This window comes from Paenibacillus sp. FSL H7-0918 (genome assembly GCF_038007025.1).
Lineage (GTDB): Bacteria > Bacillota > Bacilli > Paenibacillales > Paenibacillaceae > Paenibacillus_AQ > Paenibacillus_AQ odorifer.
Genome location: NZ_JBBOWJ010000004.1, coordinates 406,141 through 423,686 on the forward strand (window position 1 = coordinate 406,141; position 17,546 = coordinate 423,686).

Annotated in this window: 18 protein-coding genes; 5 read left to right on the forward strand and 13 right to left on the reverse strand. The window is 45.6% G+C overall.

What is annotated here, in order from left to right:
* Positions 1-83: 83 nt before the first annotated feature.
* Genes hemG through hemE form a run of 3 tightly spaced genes read right to left on the reverse strand, consistent with a single transcriptional unit; the run spans position 84 to position 3,580 of the window.
* Positions 84-1,511: a protoporphyrinogen oxidase gene (hemG, locus tag MHI15_RS26815; protein ID WP_341165098.1), complete on the reverse strand. Its 1,428-nt coding sequence runs from the start codon at positions 1,509-1,511 to the stop codon at positions 84-86.
* Positions 1,508-2,464: a ferrochelatase gene (gene hemH, locus MHI15_RS26820; RefSeq protein WP_341165099.1), complete on the reverse strand. Its 957-nt coding sequence runs from the start codon at positions 2,462-2,464 to the stop codon at positions 1,508-1,510. The genes hemG and hemH overlap by 4 nt, the downstream gene beginning before the upstream one ends.
* Positions 2,465-2,518: 54 nt before the next feature.
* Positions 2,519-3,580, reverse strand: a complete 1,062-nt coding sequence (gene hemE / locus MHI15_RS26825) for a uroporphyrinogen decarboxylase (protein ID WP_076278633.1) — start codon at positions 3,578-3,580, stop codon at positions 2,519-2,521.
* A 231-nt stretch (positions 3,581-3,811) separates the two neighbouring features.
* Between hemE and MHI15_RS26830 the strand changes: the two genes are divergently transcribed.
* Positions 3,812-5,032 (forward strand): MFS transporter, encoded by a 1,221-nt coding sequence (locus MHI15_RS26830; protein ID WP_038569803.1) that lies wholly within the window; start codon positions 3,812-3,814, stop codon positions 5,030-5,032.
* Positions 5,033-5,036: 4 nt separating this feature from the next.
* On the opposite strand, the gene MHI15_RS26835 is transcribed toward MHI15_RS26830, so the two are convergent.
* The gene (locus tag MHI15_RS26835) at positions 5,037-5,666 is read right to left on the reverse strand and encodes an O-methyltransferase (protein ID WP_341165100.1); all 630 of its coding nucleotides are present in this window, start codon (positions 5,664-5,666) and stop codon (positions 5,037-5,039) included.
* A 202-nt stretch (positions 5,667-5,868) separates the two neighbouring features.
* Here MHI15_RS26835 and MHI15_RS26840 point away from each other — a divergent pair, with 202 nt between their 5' ends.
* Positions 5,869-7,008: a THUMP domain-containing class I SAM-dependent RNA methyltransferase gene (locus MHI15_RS26840; RefSeq protein ID WP_036689227.1), complete on the forward strand. Its 1,140-nt coding sequence runs from the start codon at positions 5,869-5,871 to the stop codon at positions 7,006-7,008.
* Between the two features lie 205 nt (positions 7,009-7,213).
* Positions 7,214-9,253 carry an LTA synthase family protein gene (locus tag MHI15_RS26845; RefSeq protein ID WP_341165101.1) on the forward strand — a complete coding sequence of 680 codons (2,040 nt, stop codon included), beginning with the start codon at positions 7,214-7,216 and terminating at the stop codon, positions 9,251-9,253.
* 601 nt (positions 9,254-9,854) lie between these two features.
* Here MHI15_RS26845 and MHI15_RS26850 read toward each other — a convergent pair.
* From MHI15_RS26850 to MHI15_RS26890, 9 genes are all read right to left on the reverse strand, one after another.
* Positions 9,855-10,094 carry a DUF1450 domain-containing protein gene (locus MHI15_RS26850; protein ID WP_036689224.1) on the reverse strand — a complete coding sequence of 80 codons (240 nt, stop codon included), beginning with the start codon at positions 10,092-10,094 and terminating at the stop codon, positions 9,855-9,857.
* Between the two features lie 41 nt (positions 10,095-10,135).
* Positions 10,136-10,438 (reverse strand): HesB/IscA family protein, encoded by a 303-nt coding sequence (locus MHI15_RS26855; RefSeq protein ID WP_036689223.1) that lies wholly within the window; start codon positions 10,436-10,438, stop codon positions 10,136-10,138.
* Positions 10,439-10,559: 121 nt separating this feature from the next.
* Positions 10,560-10,814 carry a hypothetical protein gene (locus tag MHI15_RS26860; RefSeq protein ID WP_076125091.1) on the reverse strand — a complete coding sequence of 85 codons (255 nt, stop codon included), beginning with the start codon at positions 10,812-10,814 and terminating at the stop codon, positions 10,560-10,562.
* Between the two features lie 110 nt (positions 10,815-10,924).
* On the reverse strand, positions 10,925-12,133 hold the full coding sequence (locus tag MHI15_RS26865) for a M14 family metallopeptidase (protein ID WP_341165102.1): 1,209 nt from the start codon (positions 12,131-12,133) through the stop codon (positions 10,925-10,927).
* A 304-nt stretch (positions 12,134-12,437) separates the two neighbouring features.
* Complete coding sequence (gene racE, locus MHI15_RS26870; protein ID WP_036689641.1) at positions 12,438-13,244, reverse strand: glutamate racemase; 807 nt, start codon at positions 13,242-13,244, stop codon at positions 12,438-12,440.
* A gap of 255 nt (positions 13,245-13,499) precedes the next feature.
* Entirely contained in the window at positions 13,500-13,997 is a 498-nt protein-coding gene (locus MHI15_RS26875) for a YtxH domain-containing protein (RefSeq protein ID WP_341165103.1), read from the reverse strand.
* Between the two features lie 100 nt (positions 13,998-14,097).
* Positions 14,098-14,763, reverse strand: coding sequence for a helix-turn-helix transcriptional regulator (locus MHI15_RS26880; protein ID WP_076184345.1), 666 nt, complete (start codon positions 14,761-14,763; stop codon positions 14,098-14,100).
* A 58-nt stretch (positions 14,764-14,821) separates the two neighbouring features.
* Positions 14,822-15,262: a DUF86 domain-containing protein gene (locus tag MHI15_RS26885; RefSeq protein ID WP_076125085.1), complete on the reverse strand. Its 441-nt coding sequence runs from the start codon at positions 15,260-15,262 to the stop codon at positions 14,822-14,824.
* Between the two features lie 207 nt (positions 15,263-15,469).
* Positions 15,470-15,757, reverse strand: a complete 288-nt coding sequence (locus MHI15_RS26890) for a Dabb family protein (protein WP_036689213.1) — start codon at positions 15,755-15,757, stop codon at positions 15,470-15,472.
* A 164-nt stretch (positions 15,758-15,921) separates the two neighbouring features.
* On the opposite strand from MHI15_RS26890, the gene MHI15_RS26895 reads away from it, so the two are divergent.
* Positions 15,922-16,506 carry a helix-turn-helix domain-containing protein gene (locus MHI15_RS26895; RefSeq protein ID WP_036679391.1) on the forward strand — a complete coding sequence of 195 codons (585 nt, stop codon included), beginning with the start codon at positions 15,922-15,924 and terminating at the stop codon, positions 16,504-16,506.
* A gap of 151 nt (positions 16,507-16,657) precedes the next feature.
* Positions 16,658-17,461 (forward strand): MBL fold metallo-hydrolase, encoded by an 804-nt coding sequence (locus MHI15_RS26900; RefSeq protein WP_076125083.1) that lies wholly within the window; start codon positions 16,658-16,660, stop codon positions 17,459-17,461.
* Positions 17,462-17,546: the final 85 nt, after the last annotated feature.

Below are 17,546 nucleotides of genomic sequence, written 5' to 3' on the forward strand. Positions count from 1 at the left end.
ATAGAAATAGAAAATTTTACTAACTAAAGAAAAACAGTGAAGCGCCTCATGCTTCGCTTCACTGTTTTATTTAGTCATCGTACTCACATTTCATTCATTAGCTGTTTAGCAACGCTTTCCGCAATAAGCTTGGACTGCTTGATGCAATCCGGCATTGCTATGCCATTAAATCCGGCGCCAATGACATACACACCAGGAAGCGAAGCCGCTAAATCTTTGCGGAATTCGGTAATATTATCAAGATGTCCTATAGGATACTGCGGCATGGAATGCTCTAAGCGGGTGATTTCCGTAAATATTGGTTTCGCAGTAATGCCCATGATCTCTCGTAAATCTTTAAGCACAAGCTCCGTCAAAGCCTCATCAGGCAGCTGAACATTCTGTTCATCACCAGAACGACCCACATAACAGCGCAAAAGCAACTTATCATCAGGAGCCGTATGCGGCCATTTCGTAGATGTCCATGTGCAGGCAGTAATATTCCGCCCTTCTTTACGAGGCACAAAAAAACCTGATCCATCATATTCGTTAACAATATCCTTTTTGTTAAAAGCCATGACTAGATTCGCTACTGAAACATAATCCACCGCTTCCAGCGCCGTAACCTCCATATGGGGACGAAGTAAGTCAGCAGCCGAAAAATTAGGTGTAGTGATATATACATCATCTGCAAGCAACCGTTCGCCATTCTCCAGCTCTACCTCATAAATAGAAGGACGACTCCCAACAGCCTGAATAGAAACTACGTTAGATTCCGTCCGTTGTTCTACATCATGTAGCTCATAAATCAGACTATGCACGAGGCTTTGCAGCCCTTTGCGGAACGTCAAGAAGGTACTCTGTGTAGTACCTTCCTGTACCTTTTTATTCTTTCGCCCTGTGCGCATTCCACGAATAAGGCTGCCATACTGTTGTTCTAATTGTCCAAATTGCGGAAAAGTAGCATGCAGGCTAATTTTTTGTATATCTCCGGCGTACATGCCAGAGAGGAGCGGCTCGGTTAAGTTCTCCAGCACTTCAGACCCTAGACGGCGCTCAATAAGCTCACCAAGCGATTCGTCTTCATCATTACGCCGCGGAGGAAGAATAAAATCCATCATCGCACGTATTTTACCCCCAAACGAAACTAACCCACTTGATAAAAAAGGTTTCAGTTCGGTAGGGATACCGAGTACAAGACCGTTTGGCAAAGGATTAAGCTTGTCCCGCTGCAAGATATATCGCTTCTTAGCAAGAGGGTTAGTGGATACCAGCTCGTGATCCAATTCCAGTTCCTTAGCCAGCTCGCACATCTCCGCCCTTTCCGCCAGAAATGAATCCGGTCCCTTTTCAATCACAAAACCATCGCGATGTAAGGTTTCAATCTTTCCACCGAGGTTTTTCTCTTTCTCAAGCAAGACAATATCAGGCTTAATACCCGCTTCTTTATAAAATTTACGAATATAAAAGGCGGCGCTGAGTCCGCTCAGCCCTCCGCCTATGATAACAATTTTTCTTGTGGGGCCAATCATGATTGAGCGGCCTTCATCTGCTCCAGTCGTTTACGAATTACATCGCTCAATACAGACATATATGCGGGATCACTATTCAGTGAGTCAATCCGCATAAGACGCATATCAAGCTCTGCAGCTACGGCTGTTGCCTCAATATCGAGATCGTACAGTACCTCTAAATGATCGGATACGAATCCGATAGGGGCCACCAATACGTATTCCACCTGTTCTTTACTAAGCTGTTGCAGCGTGTCCAGAATATCTGGACCAAGCCACGGTTCAGCTGTGCGGCCAGCACTTTGCCAAGTAAACTGCCAGTTGGTTATGCCTGCTTGAGCTGCAATTGCCTGCGAAGTTTCCAGCAGCTGATCCCGATATGGATCACCCACAGCCAGAATACGTTCTGGAAGACTATGAGCGCTGAATAATACGCGAATCTCATCACGGGTCGCACCTGCTTCAATATATTGATCCAGCTTCGCCGACACTCTTTGGCTTAACACATCGATCAATTCAGGATGCATATGGTAACTCTCCACAAAACCCATGTCAATCTTGCATGCATCAGCCTTTTCCTGCGCACGCTTGATGTAGCTCCCTACACTCATACTGGAATAGTGTGGCGCCAAAACAATACCCACTGCTTGAGTAATGCCATCCTTCGCCATAGCCTCCACGCCGTCCTCAATAAAGGGACTGGCATGCTTCAAGCCTTGATAGCAGACAAATTCAACATCTGCTCCCGCTTTATCCGCATTTAATGCTGCTTGTAAAGCTTCTACTTGCCGGTCTGTATTCTCCCGCAGTGGGAATACCCCCCCGACGATTGCTTCATAACGGTCGGTTAACTCTTTAAGCTGCTCCGCTGTTGGCGGATTCCCCCGTCTAATATGCGTGTAATAAGCTTTAACATCTTCTAGGCTCTTAGGAGTGCCATACGACATGACGAGAACACCTATTTTTACTGTCACGGATTCCGTCCCCTTTACAATTTAATAGCGTGGAACATATAAATTCTTATATTTTTACGAACGCTGCTTAGCCGTTTCTTGTAATACTTCCTGAGAATAAGTGTGAATATACTCCGTCAATTCTCTAAGTTTGTCTAATGAGGCCTCCGGGAATAATCCATGGCCCAGATTGAAGATATAACCTGGCTCAAGCACACCTTCATCGATCAGTGCTTTCGCGCGTTCTTTCAAGAGGTCCATCGGAGCTGTAAGCAAATATGGATCAAGATTTCCTTGAATCGCAAATTTATTGCCTATTCTGCGTCGGCCTTCAGTCAAGCTAACTCGCCAATCCAGCCCGATTACGTCTGCTTGAAGCTTCGTAAGACTTGGCAGCATTTCTCCAGAGCTTACGCCAGGAAAGTATATTTTAGGTACATCAAGATCAGATAATTCGGAAAAAATACGAGAAACCGTCGGCAGCACGTATGTTTCAAAATCGCGTGGAGCAAGCGCACCAACCCAACTGTCGAACAATTGGAAGGCTTTGCCTCCACTCCGCACATGACTTCGGAGGTAAGTGATAATCATATCGCCCAGCTTGTCCATCAGCATTTCCCAGACACGGGGTTCACTGTACATTAGCTCTTTCGTACGGATATATCCTTTGGAAGGTCTACCTTCGATCAAATAGCTGGCAATTGTAAACGGCGCGCCTGCAAAAGTGATCAAAGGAACGTCCAGTTCCTTATCCAGAATAGCAATCGTTTCCAAAATGTGGCTCAGATCACCCTCCACATCAATGGGTTTTAGTCTCTCCACATCAGCTGCACTACGGATCGGATTCTCAATCACTGGACCGATATCCTTAACGATATCGAATTTCACTCCGATTGAAGCAACTGGATTCATAATGTCGGAATACAAAATGGCCGCATCCACACCCAGCTTGCGAACGGGCATCATGGTTACTTCTGCCGCCAGCTCAGGCTGCTTGCAGATTTCAAGCAACGAATACTTTTCCTTAATTTTACGGTACTCGGGATCATAACGGCCGGCCTGCCGCATGTACCATACGGGAACGTGCTCCGTGTCCTGCTTTCTGCAGGCGCGGATAAAAGTGTCATTGTAGGTCATGATAAGATCTCCATTATATTTTATTAGATTTTTTTAATCGGCATATCTACTATTATGCCCTTTTTAAAAGCTTGTAACAACTAATACGAAGAGTTTGGAATGACAATCCTATGACATTACTATGACATGTGTTGCACACATGAAGCTGCAAAAAATGATATACTGATAAAATGGCATTTTTTCCGTGAATCATATATTCTCTGAAATTCTTTGAAAGGATGTGAAAGCACTATGAAGAAATGGGAGACCTGGAAGGTCAACCTCTTAGTGCTTTGGTTCGGGCAATTTTTGGTGAATGCTGGAATGACAATGATTACACCCTTCCTGACCTTGTACCTTGCGAAGGATCTTGGTGTCCAGGGTGAACATGAAATTGGAATCTGGGCGGGACTTATTTTTGCCGCAAACTTCTTAACCTCTTTCATATTCCAGCCATTATGGGGCAAGCTTGCAGACAAATATGGACGTAAAATCATGTTGCTGCGTTCCAGCTTTGGCATGGCTATTGTCATGGTATTAATGGGCTTCGCACAATCCCCTTTACAGCTGCTCCTGCTCCGTCTCTTAAACGGTACAATCTCTGGCTTCAATCCCGCCTCCATCGCACTGGTGTCAGGTACTACCCCCAAAGAACGTATGGGCTTCTCCATGGGATTGATGCAATCAGGATCTGTAGCAGGGACAATTCTAGGGCCACTGATTGGTGGCTTACTTGCCGATTTAATCGGATTTCGGCCGATTTTTTATGTCGTTGGAGCCTTGCTCTTTATCGCCTCTCTGCTGGCATTATTTCTTGTTAAAGAAAAATTCGACCGCGCCGAAGCCGCACAAGAGCCACAGGTTTCTGTACTCGCAGGCTTGAAGGAATTAATCAAAATCCCTCAGCTTCCAGCTCTATTCGGTGTAACCTTTCTGCTGCAATTTGCAATGATTAGTCCTATGGCCTTGTTGCCACTTTATGTAGAAAAATTAAATGGACCCGCTGAGAATATAGCCTTCTTGGCCGGGATGGTCAGTGCGGTTACAGGGATCTCCAATATGCTGGCTTCGCCCTTGCTTGGGAAGCTAAGTGACAAAGTCGGCGCACATCGTATTCTGACCTATGCGTTAATTGGCGCTTCACTCTTCCTAATTCCGCAGGCATTCGTAACTAGCGTCTGGCAGCTGATTATTGTCCGTTTCCTAATGGGAGTCTTCATGGGCGGACTGTTGCCCAGCGTTAATGCGCTTATCCGCTCCTATACCCCTGACGGAAAAGAAAGCCGCGCATTCGGCTTCAACAGCAGTACATTGGCACTAGGCAATATGCTGGGAGCTATCTTGGGCGGCTTTCTATCAGGTTACATCGGAATTGAGGGGCTTTTCATTATATCCGGCTGCTTGCTGCTGGTTAATACGATTTGGGTTCGATTGAAGCTGTACAAAGTAACAACACCGCGGTTATTTCGCTAATCAGCTATTTGACCATCGCTAGTGCCAGTCCATCATAGGCAGGCAGGCATGTACTGATAAGACGTTCATCCGTGGCGATCATCTCATTGAAGTGGCGCACAGCCAGGATGGCAGGACCATTTCTATCTGTATTTAAGGTCCGTCCACGGAGAAAAATATTATCACCCGCAATGATCGCTCCTGGATTGGCCAGCTTGATGGCATATTGCAAGTAGTTAGTGTAGTTCAACTTATCTGCGTCAATGAAAAAGAAATCGAACCTAGCGCCCTCTGCTTCCAGTGCCTTCAAGCTGTCCATTGCGGGTCCTATTCTATACTCCGTAGTATCGCCGAAGCCTGCCAGCTCTAAATTACGGCGGGCAAGCTCGGCATAGTCGGCTCTCAGCTCTAGCGAAGTCAGTGTGCCACTTTCAGAGAAACCGCGGGACAAACAAATTCCGCTGTAACCGCCAAGTGCGCCAATTTCCAAAATACGCTTAGAGCGAGACAGTCTAACTAGCATGGTGAGCAGTCTTCCGTACCCTGGCTCGACAGACACCGGCGGCATGCCTGCTTGGACGATTGCTTCTTTTACTTGAAGCAGAATTTCGTCCTCTGTATAAAGTTGTTCACTGTATTCTTCTTGCGTAAGCATAAAGATTCTCCTTTGAGGATCCCCCGTTTGCTCATAGTAAGGGATGACGGGGAACATTTTATGATTTATGGAATGCCGGGCATTGTGAAGTGTCCCACATTCCCCTATACTTGTATGGATGCTTTAAAGGACGACAATGCCGTCTCTTCTTATTGTACTGGCTTTTTGTATTTATCTACAAGTTAAACGGAGTTGAGAGTATTTGAGCAAATTACAATTAATCGCTACTGCCCCTATGGGTTTAGAAGCTGTGGTAGCGCGCGAATTAAACGAACTGGGTTATGAGACCAAGGTCGAGAACGGACGAGTATTATTCAGCGGTGATTACATCGATATCTGTCGCTGTAACTTGTGGCTGCGTACATCTGACCGCGTATTGGTTAAAATGGGCCAATTCCCTGCTAAAACCTTTGACGAGTTATTCGAAGGGGTTAAAGCCTTGCCTTGGGAAGATTGGATTCCAGAGAATGGAGAATTCCCGGTTGAAGGACGGTCCCATAAATCACAACTAACGAGTGTACCCGCTTGCCAAGGGATTGTCAAAAAAGCCATCGTCGAGAAGCTGAAGCTTTCGTATCATACAGACTGGTTCCCGGAGAACGGTCCTCGATATGTGATCGAGGTGATTTTATTAAATGATATCGCTTTGATCACATTAGATACCACAGGACCCGCGCTTCACAAACGGGGTTACCGCAGACATGCAACAGAGGCTCCGCTGAAGGAAACAATGGCTGCTGCACTAATCCAGCTTAGCCGCTGGAATGGCCATCGGCCGCTGTTCGATCCATGTTGTGGTTCGGGAACACTGTTAATTGAAGCTGCCATGATCGCTTGGAATATTGCTCCAGGACTACGCCGCTCATTTCCATCTGAACATTGGCCAGTCATTCCGAAACATCTTTGGGAAGAGGCTCGTGAAGAAGCTTTTGATGCTGTGCGCGACGATTACCCTTTGCAATTAACGGGTACGGACATCGATCCAGAAGCAATTGAAATTGCTGAAGCCGCCGCCAAGAGTGCTGGACTGTCCGGAGAAATTACCTTCAAAGTGATGGCTGCCGCCAAAGCAAGACCTGAAGGAGAATATGGTTGTATCATTACTAACCCTCCATATGGGGAACGGATCAGTAATGATAAAGAAGTGGAGAAGCTGACCCGCCAGTTTGGTGAAATGATGATATATCTGCCAACATGGTCATTTTTTGCGATCAGCCCTTACAAGGAATTCGAACAATTTTACGGTCGTAAGGCAGACAAACGCCGCAAACTGTATAACGGACGTATCGAGTGTCAATATTATCAATACTTGGGTCCACTTCCACCTAGAAATCCGAAATAATTAGGATCACCATTGTTTTGAATGCAGAACGGACATCTACCTCGTATGAGGAGGATGTCCGTTTTTCTCCGAGTATAAGACTGTTTTAGTTTAGCGCCTATAACTTTTCGCTCATATATTTCTATGAGAAACGTTTATCATCTAAAAAAGACAACAACATTGTTTATTCTGGTTTTAATTATTTTCTGTGTTAGGAGGTTTTATAATGTCTGACTTTCCATCAAATCGGAGCAGCACAACCGTAACAAGTACAGTAGTTGCTGTGATTCGCTCCCGATATATCGGTTATCTCCTTTTTCTTGGCATCATGCTGGCCAAGTTATTATTTCTGCATAGTGGGCTGCATGCTCCCAATATAGATATGAACCGGCAGGACAAATGGATTGCTGTAGGTTCAGTCATGTTATTGTCTTTTTGGACCCTGTGGCTTCCCCGCCGGGGACAGACGATAGCGTTGTTAAGTATAAACTTGCTTCTTACACTGCTTATTTATTCGGATATCGTCTACTATCGTTATTTTCAGGATTTTATCACGGTACCCGTATTGTTTCAGGCTGGACAGATGGATGCGCTTGGTGGAAGTATCTTCGCCCTACTGCGTCCTTCCGATCTTTATTTGTTTGCTGACTGGCTTCTGCTTATTGCCTATGGAATCGGAATAGGGTTATACCACCGGAAAACCCATACATACTTGTCTAATGCCGCCCCTCGCCGTTATGGGCAATCTCACTCTTATTCTCAAAACGGTTATTCCCGCCGCTCTTCACGCCTGAGCAGGATGCTAAAAAGAAGCGTGAATGGCATCGTTGCTCTGGCGCTAGGTTGCGCGCTGACCTTTGGCCCTATCCACACCTACGCTACTACCTGGGCTAAAGATCTATTCACTGGCAACTGGTGGAGTCTGGCGATGTATAACGTAACCGGACTAATCGGTTTTCACGGTTATGATATTTACTTATATGCTAAAGATCATCTAGGTCCGCAGCCCGAGCTTTCGCAAGAAGAAGCCACCTCAATGCAGCTCTGGTTCAATGAACAAAACACTGAGCAAAATGCCAATAATGACAGCTTTGGAAAATACAGCGGAAGCAACATCGTTGTTATTCAAGCTGAAGCTTTTATGAACTTTGTAGTTGGATGCTCAATATCCGGCCAGGAGATCACGCCTAATCTGAACGCTCTAATCAAAGAAAACACCTATTTCAGCAATTACTACCATCAGACCTCACAAGGACGAACTTCCGATGCGGATTTCACGTCCAACGCTTCCCTGTACCCGCTGGTCTCCGGCTCGGTATTTGTCCGTTACCCGGATCATCAGATTGACACGCTGCCTGCTATTTTGAAATCAAAGGGCTACAGTACCAATGCTTTTCATGCGTACGAAGGTAGCTTCTGGAATCGGCAGATTATGTATAACGCGATGGGTTATGACCATTTTTATAACAAAAAAGACTATACAATAGACGAACCTCTAGGCTGGTCTCTGGGTGACAAATCCTTTTTGCGGCAATCCCTCGATATTATGAACACTTCAGAAACGATACAGCAGCCTTTTTATTCATTTTTGACTACACTATCCAGCCATCATCCTTATTCTCTCCCTGCAGATAAACAAGGGCTTGATACTGGAGAGTTCAAGGGCACGATCTTCGGAGATTATTTGCAGGCTGTTCACTATACGGATGAAGCTTTAGGGGAAATGGTCAAAGAGATGAAGCAGCGTGGGCTGTGGGATAATACCATTGTTGCATTCTATGGAGATCATGATAATTCGATCCAGGAGACCTCTTATTACGAACAATTTCTCGGCAAAAGCCTTAGCGCACTCGATATGCAGCAAATAATGCATCAGGTTCCCTTGCTCATTCATCTGCCAGGCTCTAACGCCTCTGTCCTTGATTCAGCTCCAGCTGGTCAGTTGGATCTTACACCTTCCTTGCTCCATTTGCTGGGGATCTCACGTGATCCTTATTATCTCATGGGCAATAATCTGTTTAGCGGGCATGAGCGTCTTGTAACGCTGCGATCCGGCGCCTATGCCGATGCAAAGCTGTCTTATCTCCCCAGCGAAAATGGGCAATTTGCCAGCGGAACCTGTTATAGTCTCGAAAGCCGCGAAGCCGTTGACGTAGGGGAGTGCAGTATCGGGTATGAGACCAGCAAGCTCCGGCTACAGATCTCCGACGATATCATGAAATATGATGGAATCAAGAAGCTCAAGAACACACAATCTGCACCTTAAGCTTACATCCGGGTAAACGAAGAGACTGTCCAAAAAACTATCGAAAAGGGCTGCTGCGATATCCTCTCTATGTTGGACATTTACCACTTGATCGCTGTTGGAAGCACGTTTGGTTTTCCGACTTAGATACGTGAAGTATCTCACTAACGGACACAACTGACCCTAAACGCAGCATTATCCGAGATTTGGAATGCTAACGGACTCCAGAGCAGCTATTAGCCTAGAAAACGCCGATATGAGCCTCTTTTTAGGGAATAGCGTCACTGGGGTCCAAAATCTTGCTTTAAAGGCTAAAAACAAGCAAATAACGTCATCTGAGTCCGTAACGCCTGTGTGATGAGGAGATGATGGGATGGTGGAATGATAGGATGGTGGATGATGGGATGGTGTGCTCGATGAGACGGTGAGATGGTGGGACGATGAGATGATGAGACGGAGAAATGATGGGATGATGGGCACGATTGAAGTAAGCCGTCAATGGCCAGAAAACACAGAGCAGCGATCCTCCAAATAACAGGAGAATCGCTGCTCTGTTTACTTTTACTTATTCTGAGAATGAAGAGGGATCGACCCTATTATCTTAGTTGATAAGAACTCAGTATTATTTCTGAACGGAGGGCTGTTTGATAAAAGCTTCCGCTTTCTTCAACACTTCATCCTCCGTTGGAGCACTCACATAACGACCATTCACATAAACAAAAGCCCGTTTGCCACATGGACCGCAGTACGACTTGCAGCCGACCTTGATCTCGGCATCAGGTGCCATTTTTTGCAGCTTAGGGATAATACTTTTCAACTTCATGAAATTACATTCATCGCACACTTGTATTTCGTTAGCCATGGAGCAACCCTTCTTTGTGTTCGAAATTTACAGGCGAATGTTTAGTGATCGCCGTGATTACCTTTAGAGGGATTCGTAATGACAAAACCTTCTTGTGGAAGATACAAATAATCAACGACCACGCCATCAAGGAGTGGTTGGCTCGGATCAAGAATAACATCGATTTCCTTATCTGTCGATACTACAACATCGTTCTCTTTAGGCGTGTCCAAGTCCAGTCCGTAGTGAGCATGATCACCGTGTGCATGTGTAATTGCTACGCGCAGCTTCAACTCACTGTTTCCTTCCAGCTCCATTTGTTTCTTTATCACTTTAGCCGCATTACGGGTAATTTTGACCTTCATCTATATTCCATCTCCTAGTCCGAAAATTAAATACTCAATTACTTATTTTAAAGGTAAATGACATCTAAAAGCAACTATATTGGCTAATTAGCTCTGAAGTTCTTGTCGAAAATGTGCGGTGTTATCCTTCACCCTGCTGAAGGGTAGGATATTTCCGGCCCATTCGTGACACGAACCAGCCCATTAGCAGCATGGTCACTCCAATATCATCGATCGGAATAAATGGCATGAAGTCCGGCAAGACCCAATAGAGCAGTACTGGAATTGTAAATAACAGCTTGTCCCCCATTGCTACTTTAGGGGAGCGGATGTATTGCCAGGAGCTACTGAAGATATGGGACCATTGTTTTAGTGACAGTATTTTTTTCAGTTTCATGGTGACCCTCCTCCCAAGTAAAAAGGATACAGCCGCGGATAACGTGTAGTGACGACAGCGGCCATACCCTATGGTTTATTTTACGCAAGTTTACTGCAAATGTTTCATAATTATTTCACATTGGAAAGGAGCGTTGCTAATATAAGTCCTGTTTCCAGGGCCATATCTTCAAAATCTGCTAGTGGCAGCGGATTTTTGCCAATCCCAAGCTCCACAGTAAATCCAGGTTTGCGGAAGGTCTGAATAAACCAATCCTTATATCCGGCATCACTTCCCGTCAGCTCCACTGCCCGGTAACTGCTCGCAACTGCCAGCTGCGCGGCTAATTCACGGCTCTCGGGAGGCTCATACCCCCGGTAGTTCCAATAAATCTCTCCTCCTTGGCTATGCAGAGACACTGCAGCTTCGCCATGCGCTTCCTCAGCCAGGGCTGCCAGAGCAGCTGCTTCAGGCTCACTCAGCGGCTCAGGGCCGCTGTAATCCCGCGGTGAGGGCTGCCTTACTCCCCGACGTTCCCGCTCCTCTTCCCAATGAGCGGGAAATTGATCCCCAAGATCCACACCGCGGATGTTAGCTTTCCAATGCCGGAAGCTGCTTCGTCCACCATTCCATCTCATGAGGTCATCATAAAACGGATGGTCAGGCAAAACCCCTTCCTGAACCAGCTCCACACCATCTGGATTAGCCATAGGCACGACCCATAATGTCCAGTTTTGGAACCAAACCTCAGGGTTATGTCCATTCCATTCCAAGCCTTCAGCATAAGCTGCTGCATACTCCTCTATGAAGGACATCAAGCATGGCGAAGTCAGCCATTCATTGGCATGCAAAGCGGCGTTAACATGCAGATGACGAGTGCCGTTCCCGATCTTGAGTACATGGAGTGGCTTGCCGAGTACGCTCGTGCCTATTGTGGCTGCTTGTATAAACGGGTATTGGACAAGCAAGCTGTCAATGTCACTCTCAACATCAGCCGGACCGTACTCCCCGCGCAGAAACACCACGCGGTCTGGAATCGGGGGTGGAATGACAAGTATTTTTCCAGGTGTACAGCAGCGCCCTGAGGTCACACCAGGATTAAGCTTCTCCAAATCCTCTAAATTCACATTAAATAATGAGGTTATCCGTTCTGGAGTGTCCCCTTCCTGCACAGCATACCTTTTACGCGGCGAAGATGGCAGAAATAAAACCTGGCCTGGGTATAAATAAGACTGCCTCCCAACCCATGGATTACCTTGAATAACATGCTCAGGAGTTAATCCATGTAGAGCGGCAATTCGGCTTACGGTATCTCCCCTGTTTGCAATATATTGTCGCATTAGGTCTCATCCTCTCGGCCTTAAATTGCTGATACAGCAATACAAAAACAGCGGCATACAGCACTTAACTCTATTGTATGCAAGCGCCACTACCCGGCATGAAGGAGAAATGAATCACAAGAAAAAACAACGTCATCGCCCTATAGATGGCAACCATTTCTCATGAAAATAAGGATATTACAGATCCGCAGCGTATAAATGCTTATATTTCAAAAAAACAGACTGGGAAATGTGCTTTCCCAGTCTGTTTTTCTTTTTACACTCCCATGGAGTTTGTCCCTATTCAATTCAACATTGCTCCTGCTTATAACGTGGATACTTGCCACACTACTGGAGTACGTCTAATTTGTTCTCCAAGCCAGTCTCGCGCGATGCTTTGAAACATCTCAGCATCACCGCTGCAGAAGAACTGATGAATTGGACTTTCATCGCCGATGGACAGCTTGCCTTTGTCATATAAAATTGTGCTGATCTCACGAGCGGTCTCATCTGCAGAACTGATCAGCTTGACTCCTGATCCCATAGTCTCACCAATGGGTTCTACAAGAAATGGATAATGAGTGCATCCTAAAATTAAAGTATCGATGTTAGTGTCTTTAATGCCTTCGAGTGCCTCTTCTACGATATCGTAACTTTTCTCTGAGCGGAACTTGCCTTGCTCGACAAGTGGGACAAGCGCTGGACAGGCTTGACTTACAACCTCAACAAAAGGGGACAACTGCTTTAATGCGTTAGTATAAGCTCCGCTGTTGATGGTTCCTACCGTACCGATCACGCCGACATGTCCGCTTTTGGTTGCGCTAATTGCTGCGCGGGCTCCGGGATGAATCACCCCAATTACAGGGATGGAGACCTTGGCTGAGATATAATCGAGTGCCGCAGCTGTTGCGGTATTACAAGCGATAACGATCATTTTAGGATTAAACTGGATCAAATAATCTACAATTTGTTCAGTAAACAGTTGTACTTCCTCGGTCGAACGGGGTCCGTACGGAGCTCGGGCAGTATCTCCGAAATAAATGATCTTCTCCCGCGGGAGTTGCCTCATCACTTCTTTGACAACTGTTAACCCTCCCACACCTGAGTCTAATATTGCTATAGCTTGCTGCACGAACACACCGCTTCCTTCTACTTGTTTTGTGTAGCTTATGTAAGGTGAAAACAAAATGTACCTGGCTTTCAGCCCCAATTGCAGATATTACTCCTTTTGCCCTCTTAGTTCAAGACTAGTCTTCTTCCATCATTTAACAAGCGGGGGCAAACTAATTAAAAAAGCCACCCTCCGCCCAATGCGAAGAAGCGGCTCTATTATAAGAGAATGAGTACTCTTTTACCACTGAAACAGAGGATTTAAACCACGGTCCCATTATAGAATTTCTTTATCAACCTTGTCATCTTGAACGACTTCTTCCAGGCTAACTTCTTCGCTTACATCTTCACTTATAGTGGCCTCAACCAACTGAGTTACCACTTCCAAAGTGGCAGCAGCCTCTTCAACAGCTTCTACAGCGTCAACAGCTTCTACAGCGTCAACTGCTTCTACAGCATCTTCTGTAGCAATACCGCTTACAGTTACTGTGATTTTTTCTTCTTCATCAACAGCATTCGCACATGATTTGCTCCATTCCCGAACTTCATGCACTACATGCCCAATCGAATCTTTTGCTTTGTCATAAATCTCAATGCTCTTGTCTCCGGCTTGAACGGCAATTTCTTGAACCTTCTCAATACCAGCGGCAGTTCCTTCCGCAATATCCTTGCGCAGCTCTTTACCTGGTTTAGGTGCGAACAGCAATGCTGTCACCGATCCAACCACACTGCCGACTAAAGCGCCCCATAATAAGCCTTTGGTGTCCTTTTTCATCGTTTCATCTCTCCTTTAAATTCATTGCTCCCCGCTCTACCGGGCTAATGCCTATATCTGCTATATCATAAGCAGCAGGGGATTGTCTTGTGACTAATTATTATAACTTTTCAGAAGTTTTGTCTGTAACATTTTTGGGTACGATAGCGTAGCGGCAGCAATGGCCGCCCTCTGCCATACATTCATTACGTGTGACCTTAGCATCCAGCAATTCTTCGAAAAGACTATGCTCACATTGGCAAGCCTTACGATACTGGGTAGCCACTTGGCGAATCGGGCAATTGTACTCCTTTATGACATATGAGCCATCCTCTTCGCGGTTCCATTCTGCCATATATCCACCGGCATTTTGGATGGAAGATAATTCGGCGACGCGTTCTTCCAAATTCCGCCGTTCCATCATCGGAGCATACTGAGCGAGCATCCGGCGGCGGCGTCCTTCAAATAATGTATTAACAGCATCCAGTCCACTGCCGTAATCCAATTCACGCAGAAGCTCCAAAGCCAAGTTGTGATAACTTTTTGGAAAATATTCTTCGGCTCTCTCCGTTAATGAGTACATATGTAAGGGCCGCCCCATCGCTTGCCGGACCACTTTTGTCTTTGCAAGCCCTTCTTGCTCCAGCTGAAGCACATGACGACGGACACCCATCTCTGTAATTCCCAATTCTTCTGCCAGCGCGCCGATGGTCAGTGTTCCTTTCGTCTTCAGGAGCGTCATAATCATTTGTCTTGTCGATCCGTTTTCCTGCCCCATCTTCATCATAAAGGAACCCCTCTCTTTCACGGCTATCGCCTATTCTATGTGATTCTATCCTATGCTATTATAGCGGTACACTGGCTCCAAGCTCCTGGTCCAAATATTTCCGTACCTCAACGGCAAACTGCTCAAGTACTTCCGAAAGAATGGGGGTAAGTGGATGCAGATCACCTCTCTCCCAGGCATAATAATCCTGAACGAGTGGCTTACGCAGAGCAACTAATTCTATCAATCTCTCATAAATCACACTTTGACCTAGCACTTTCTCTTCATGAATAATAGAAATTATATCCTCATAACTTCCAGCATCACGCATAATAAACCCGTCAATGAGACAGCTACCAACGTCTGTTACAACCTCTATTGCCAGATGGAGGCAGCGTTCCTGTATTAGTCCAGTTAATGTTGTACCATCCCAGGAAGCTGCTACAGTCCGAAGACCAGCGGTAATATCAGGGATTTGAGCAAGAATGGTTTCGATTTGATTGCGGTTGACATAATACACAGTAATACCCCCATGTCTATAATTGTTAGAGAACCGTCCTAATCTCTACTTACCGCGTTTGCCACGACGTTTCAGCCAGAAGAACATTACGAAACATGCTCCGAGAAAAACGACTAAATAAGTTAACGCTTCCATTGGATACTCAAGCTCACGCATTCCTGTCACCGCTTCCGGTATAAAATGATGATACTATATTCAAGCAGCAGCTTAAATTTCGTAATCTACAGCAATCGAGAGCTCTTTGACTTCATTAATGTGAGCAATAACTTCTTTATGCGCCGGATGAACCTGATACGCCTGTAAATCCTCTAGAGAAGCCACTTCTGTGACTAGAGCAATATCAAAGGAACGATCGGAATGAATGATGTCAGCACCCACCTCGATGGAGAGAAGCTGCGGGATCTTGCCTTCCATATTACGCAGTACTGCTACCGTTGCCGCTACGCTTTCTTCGGACCGATCTTTTAATTTGAAAAACACAATATGTTTGATCATTCTATATCGCTCCCTAATGTAATATTGTAATTAGATATTAAAAATATATCATAAGCGTAGCTGTTCTGAAAGAAACTTAAACGGTGTTGTCAGAAATAGCAGCATTAACCATTGCCGATATACCAGAAAGTGTTGTAGTATATTTTTAAAAAATCGGAGGAATTATGCCTAATAACCAACAAGAAACTCATAATATCCAGGCGTGGTCTCTGATCAATCGCAAATACCTTGGACAAGGCGTTCGAGTCAAAAGATTTCGCCGTCCAAAGCGCAGCCAGATTAGAAACCGTGTGCTGCTTGCTGTATTGATGGCTAAGGATATTAAGCTGTCACGACTCGCAGAAGAGCTTGGTATATCCTCACGCAGTGTAAGCGCTTGGGTATACGAAGGTCGTATCCCTTCCAACAATAACATTGACAAGACCTGCCGCCTATTGGGGTACCCACCCCACATTCTGTTCAATGAAGCATTGATTCGTCAAAGCCCCATTGTATGTCAGCCTACACCTTCACGTTTTATGAAAAGAAGTATTACCAGTTCACCGCGCAGCAATGTTATCCTGACCGGACTTTGTATGGTTTACGATTTCTCAGTAACGGATGTAAGTATCTGGATAGGCGTCCATCCTGGAACATTTCGAAAATGGCTCCACAACAGCCATCTGCCGACCCCTGCTCTGCAGGAAAAAGCCGAGGCTTTCTTTCGGATTCCACGCCATATTCTATTTGCAGACTGCGGAACGCTCTAATACAATCCTCTCACAAAACACGTCTAACACAGCCCTTCTTCAAGAAATCATGAGAAGGGTTATTTGCCATACCTTTTTTTCTTAAAAAGAGGTCATACTACTGTGTGTAAATATATTGTGTAGTACTAAAGAACGGGTCAGGAGGCGCAAGATGAAACTTAACGGAATTCTGTCAAAGGGCTATACCGATACTTGGAAAGTGGCCCCTGGTGTCATTGGACTTCGCACTATGTTTGTAAATGTCGCATTAATTGGCCAGCCCTCTTCGGATTGGGTTCTTGTAGATACTGGTCTTAGCTCATATACAGGCAATATTATTGATTTTGCTACGGAGCATTATGATAAACCTCCGGTGGCAATTATCCTGACGCATGGGCATTTTGACCATATTGGGGGTGTAAAAAGGCTTGTTGAGGAATGGAATGTGCCTGTATATGCTCATCCGCTAGAACTACCTTTTCTGACAGGTAAAGAAGACTACCCTCCAGCCGATCCGGCCGTAGGCGGCGGGCTTATGAGCATGATTTCCCCTTTATTTTCACATCATGGCATTGACCTTGGTTCAGCCGTTCATCCCTTGCCGGAAGACAGGACTGTTCCTGGTGCGAAGGGCTGGGAATGGATCCATACCCCTGGACATAGTCCCGGACATATCTCCCTGTTCAGGCCTGAGGATAGAGTTCTGATCGCTGGTGATACGTTCCTTACGGTCAAACAGGAATCCGTATTTGCAGTGGCTACGCAGCATCAGGTGGTGCATGGCCCACCCTCTTATTTCACGACAGACTGGGAAGCTGCTGAGAAATCGGTCCGTACCCTTGCCTTGCTGAATCCACATCTTGTTCTTTCGGGACATGGAGTACCCATGGAAGGTGAGGAGCTGTCTACTCAGCTTGCTCATTTGTGCAAAAATTTCAAAGAAATGGCGCTACCGGGTCAAGGTAAATTTGTGTAAAAAAGGTACTCCTGGTCAGCGCACAGAGGTCTAGGGAAAAAGTCCCTATAATTCATTTGATATAGCCGATTCTACGGATATTCAA

Excerpts from the sequence above, each read along its gene's own strand:
- hemG (WP_341165098.1), bottom strand. The coding sequence starts at position 1,511 with ATGATTGGCCCCACAAGAAAAATTGTTATCATAGGCGGAGGGCTGAGC.
- hemE (WP_076278633.1), bottom strand. The coding sequence starts at position 3,580 with ATGACCTACAATGACACTTTTATCCGCGCCTGCAGAAAGCAGGACACG.
- MHI15_RS26830 (WP_038569803.1), top strand. The coding sequence starts at position 3,812 with ATGAAGAAATGGGAGACCTGGAAGGTCAACCTCTTAGTGCTTTGGTTC.
- MHI15_RS26835 (WP_341165100.1), bottom strand. The coding sequence starts at position 5,666 with ATGCTTACGCAAGAAGAATACAGTGAACAACTTTATACAGAGGACGAA.
- MHI15_RS26845 (WP_341165101.1), top strand. The coding sequence starts at position 7,214 with ATGTCTGACTTTCCATCAAATCGGAGCAGCACAACCGTAACAAGTACA.
- MHI15_RS26850 (WP_036689224.1), bottom strand. The coding sequence starts at position 10,094 with ATGGCTAACGAAATACAAGTGTGCGATGAATGTAATTTCATGAAGTTG.
- MHI15_RS26855 (WP_036689223.1), bottom strand. The coding sequence starts at position 10,438 with ATGAAGGTCAAAATTACCCGTAATGCGGCTAAAGTGATAAAGAAACAA.
- MHI15_RS26860 (WP_076125091.1), bottom strand. The coding sequence starts at position 10,814 with ATGAAACTGAAAAAAATACTGTCACTAAAACAATGGTCCCATATCTTC.
- MHI15_RS26865 (WP_341165102.1), bottom strand. The coding sequence starts at position 12,133 with ATGCGACAATATATTGCAAACAGGGGAGATACCGTAAGCCGAATTGCC.
- MHI15_RS26875 (WP_341165103.1), bottom strand. The coding sequence starts at position 13,997 with ATGAAAAAGGACACCAAAGGCTTATTATGGGGCGCTTTAGTCGGCAGT.
- MHI15_RS26880 (WP_076184345.1), bottom strand. The coding sequence starts at position 14,763 with ATGATGAAGATGGGGCAGGAAAACGGATCGACAAGACAAATGATTATG.
- MHI15_RS26890 (WP_036689213.1), bottom strand. The coding sequence starts at position 15,757 with ATGATCAAACATATTGTGTTTTTCAAATTAAAAGATCGGTCCGAAGAA.
- MHI15_RS26895 (WP_036679391.1), top strand. The coding sequence starts at position 15,922 with ATGCCTAATAACCAACAAGAAACTCATAATATCCAGGCGTGGTCTCTG.
- MHI15_RS26900 (WP_076125083.1), top strand. The coding sequence starts at position 16,658 with ATGAAACTTAACGGAATTCTGTCAAAGGGCTATACCGATACTTGGAAA.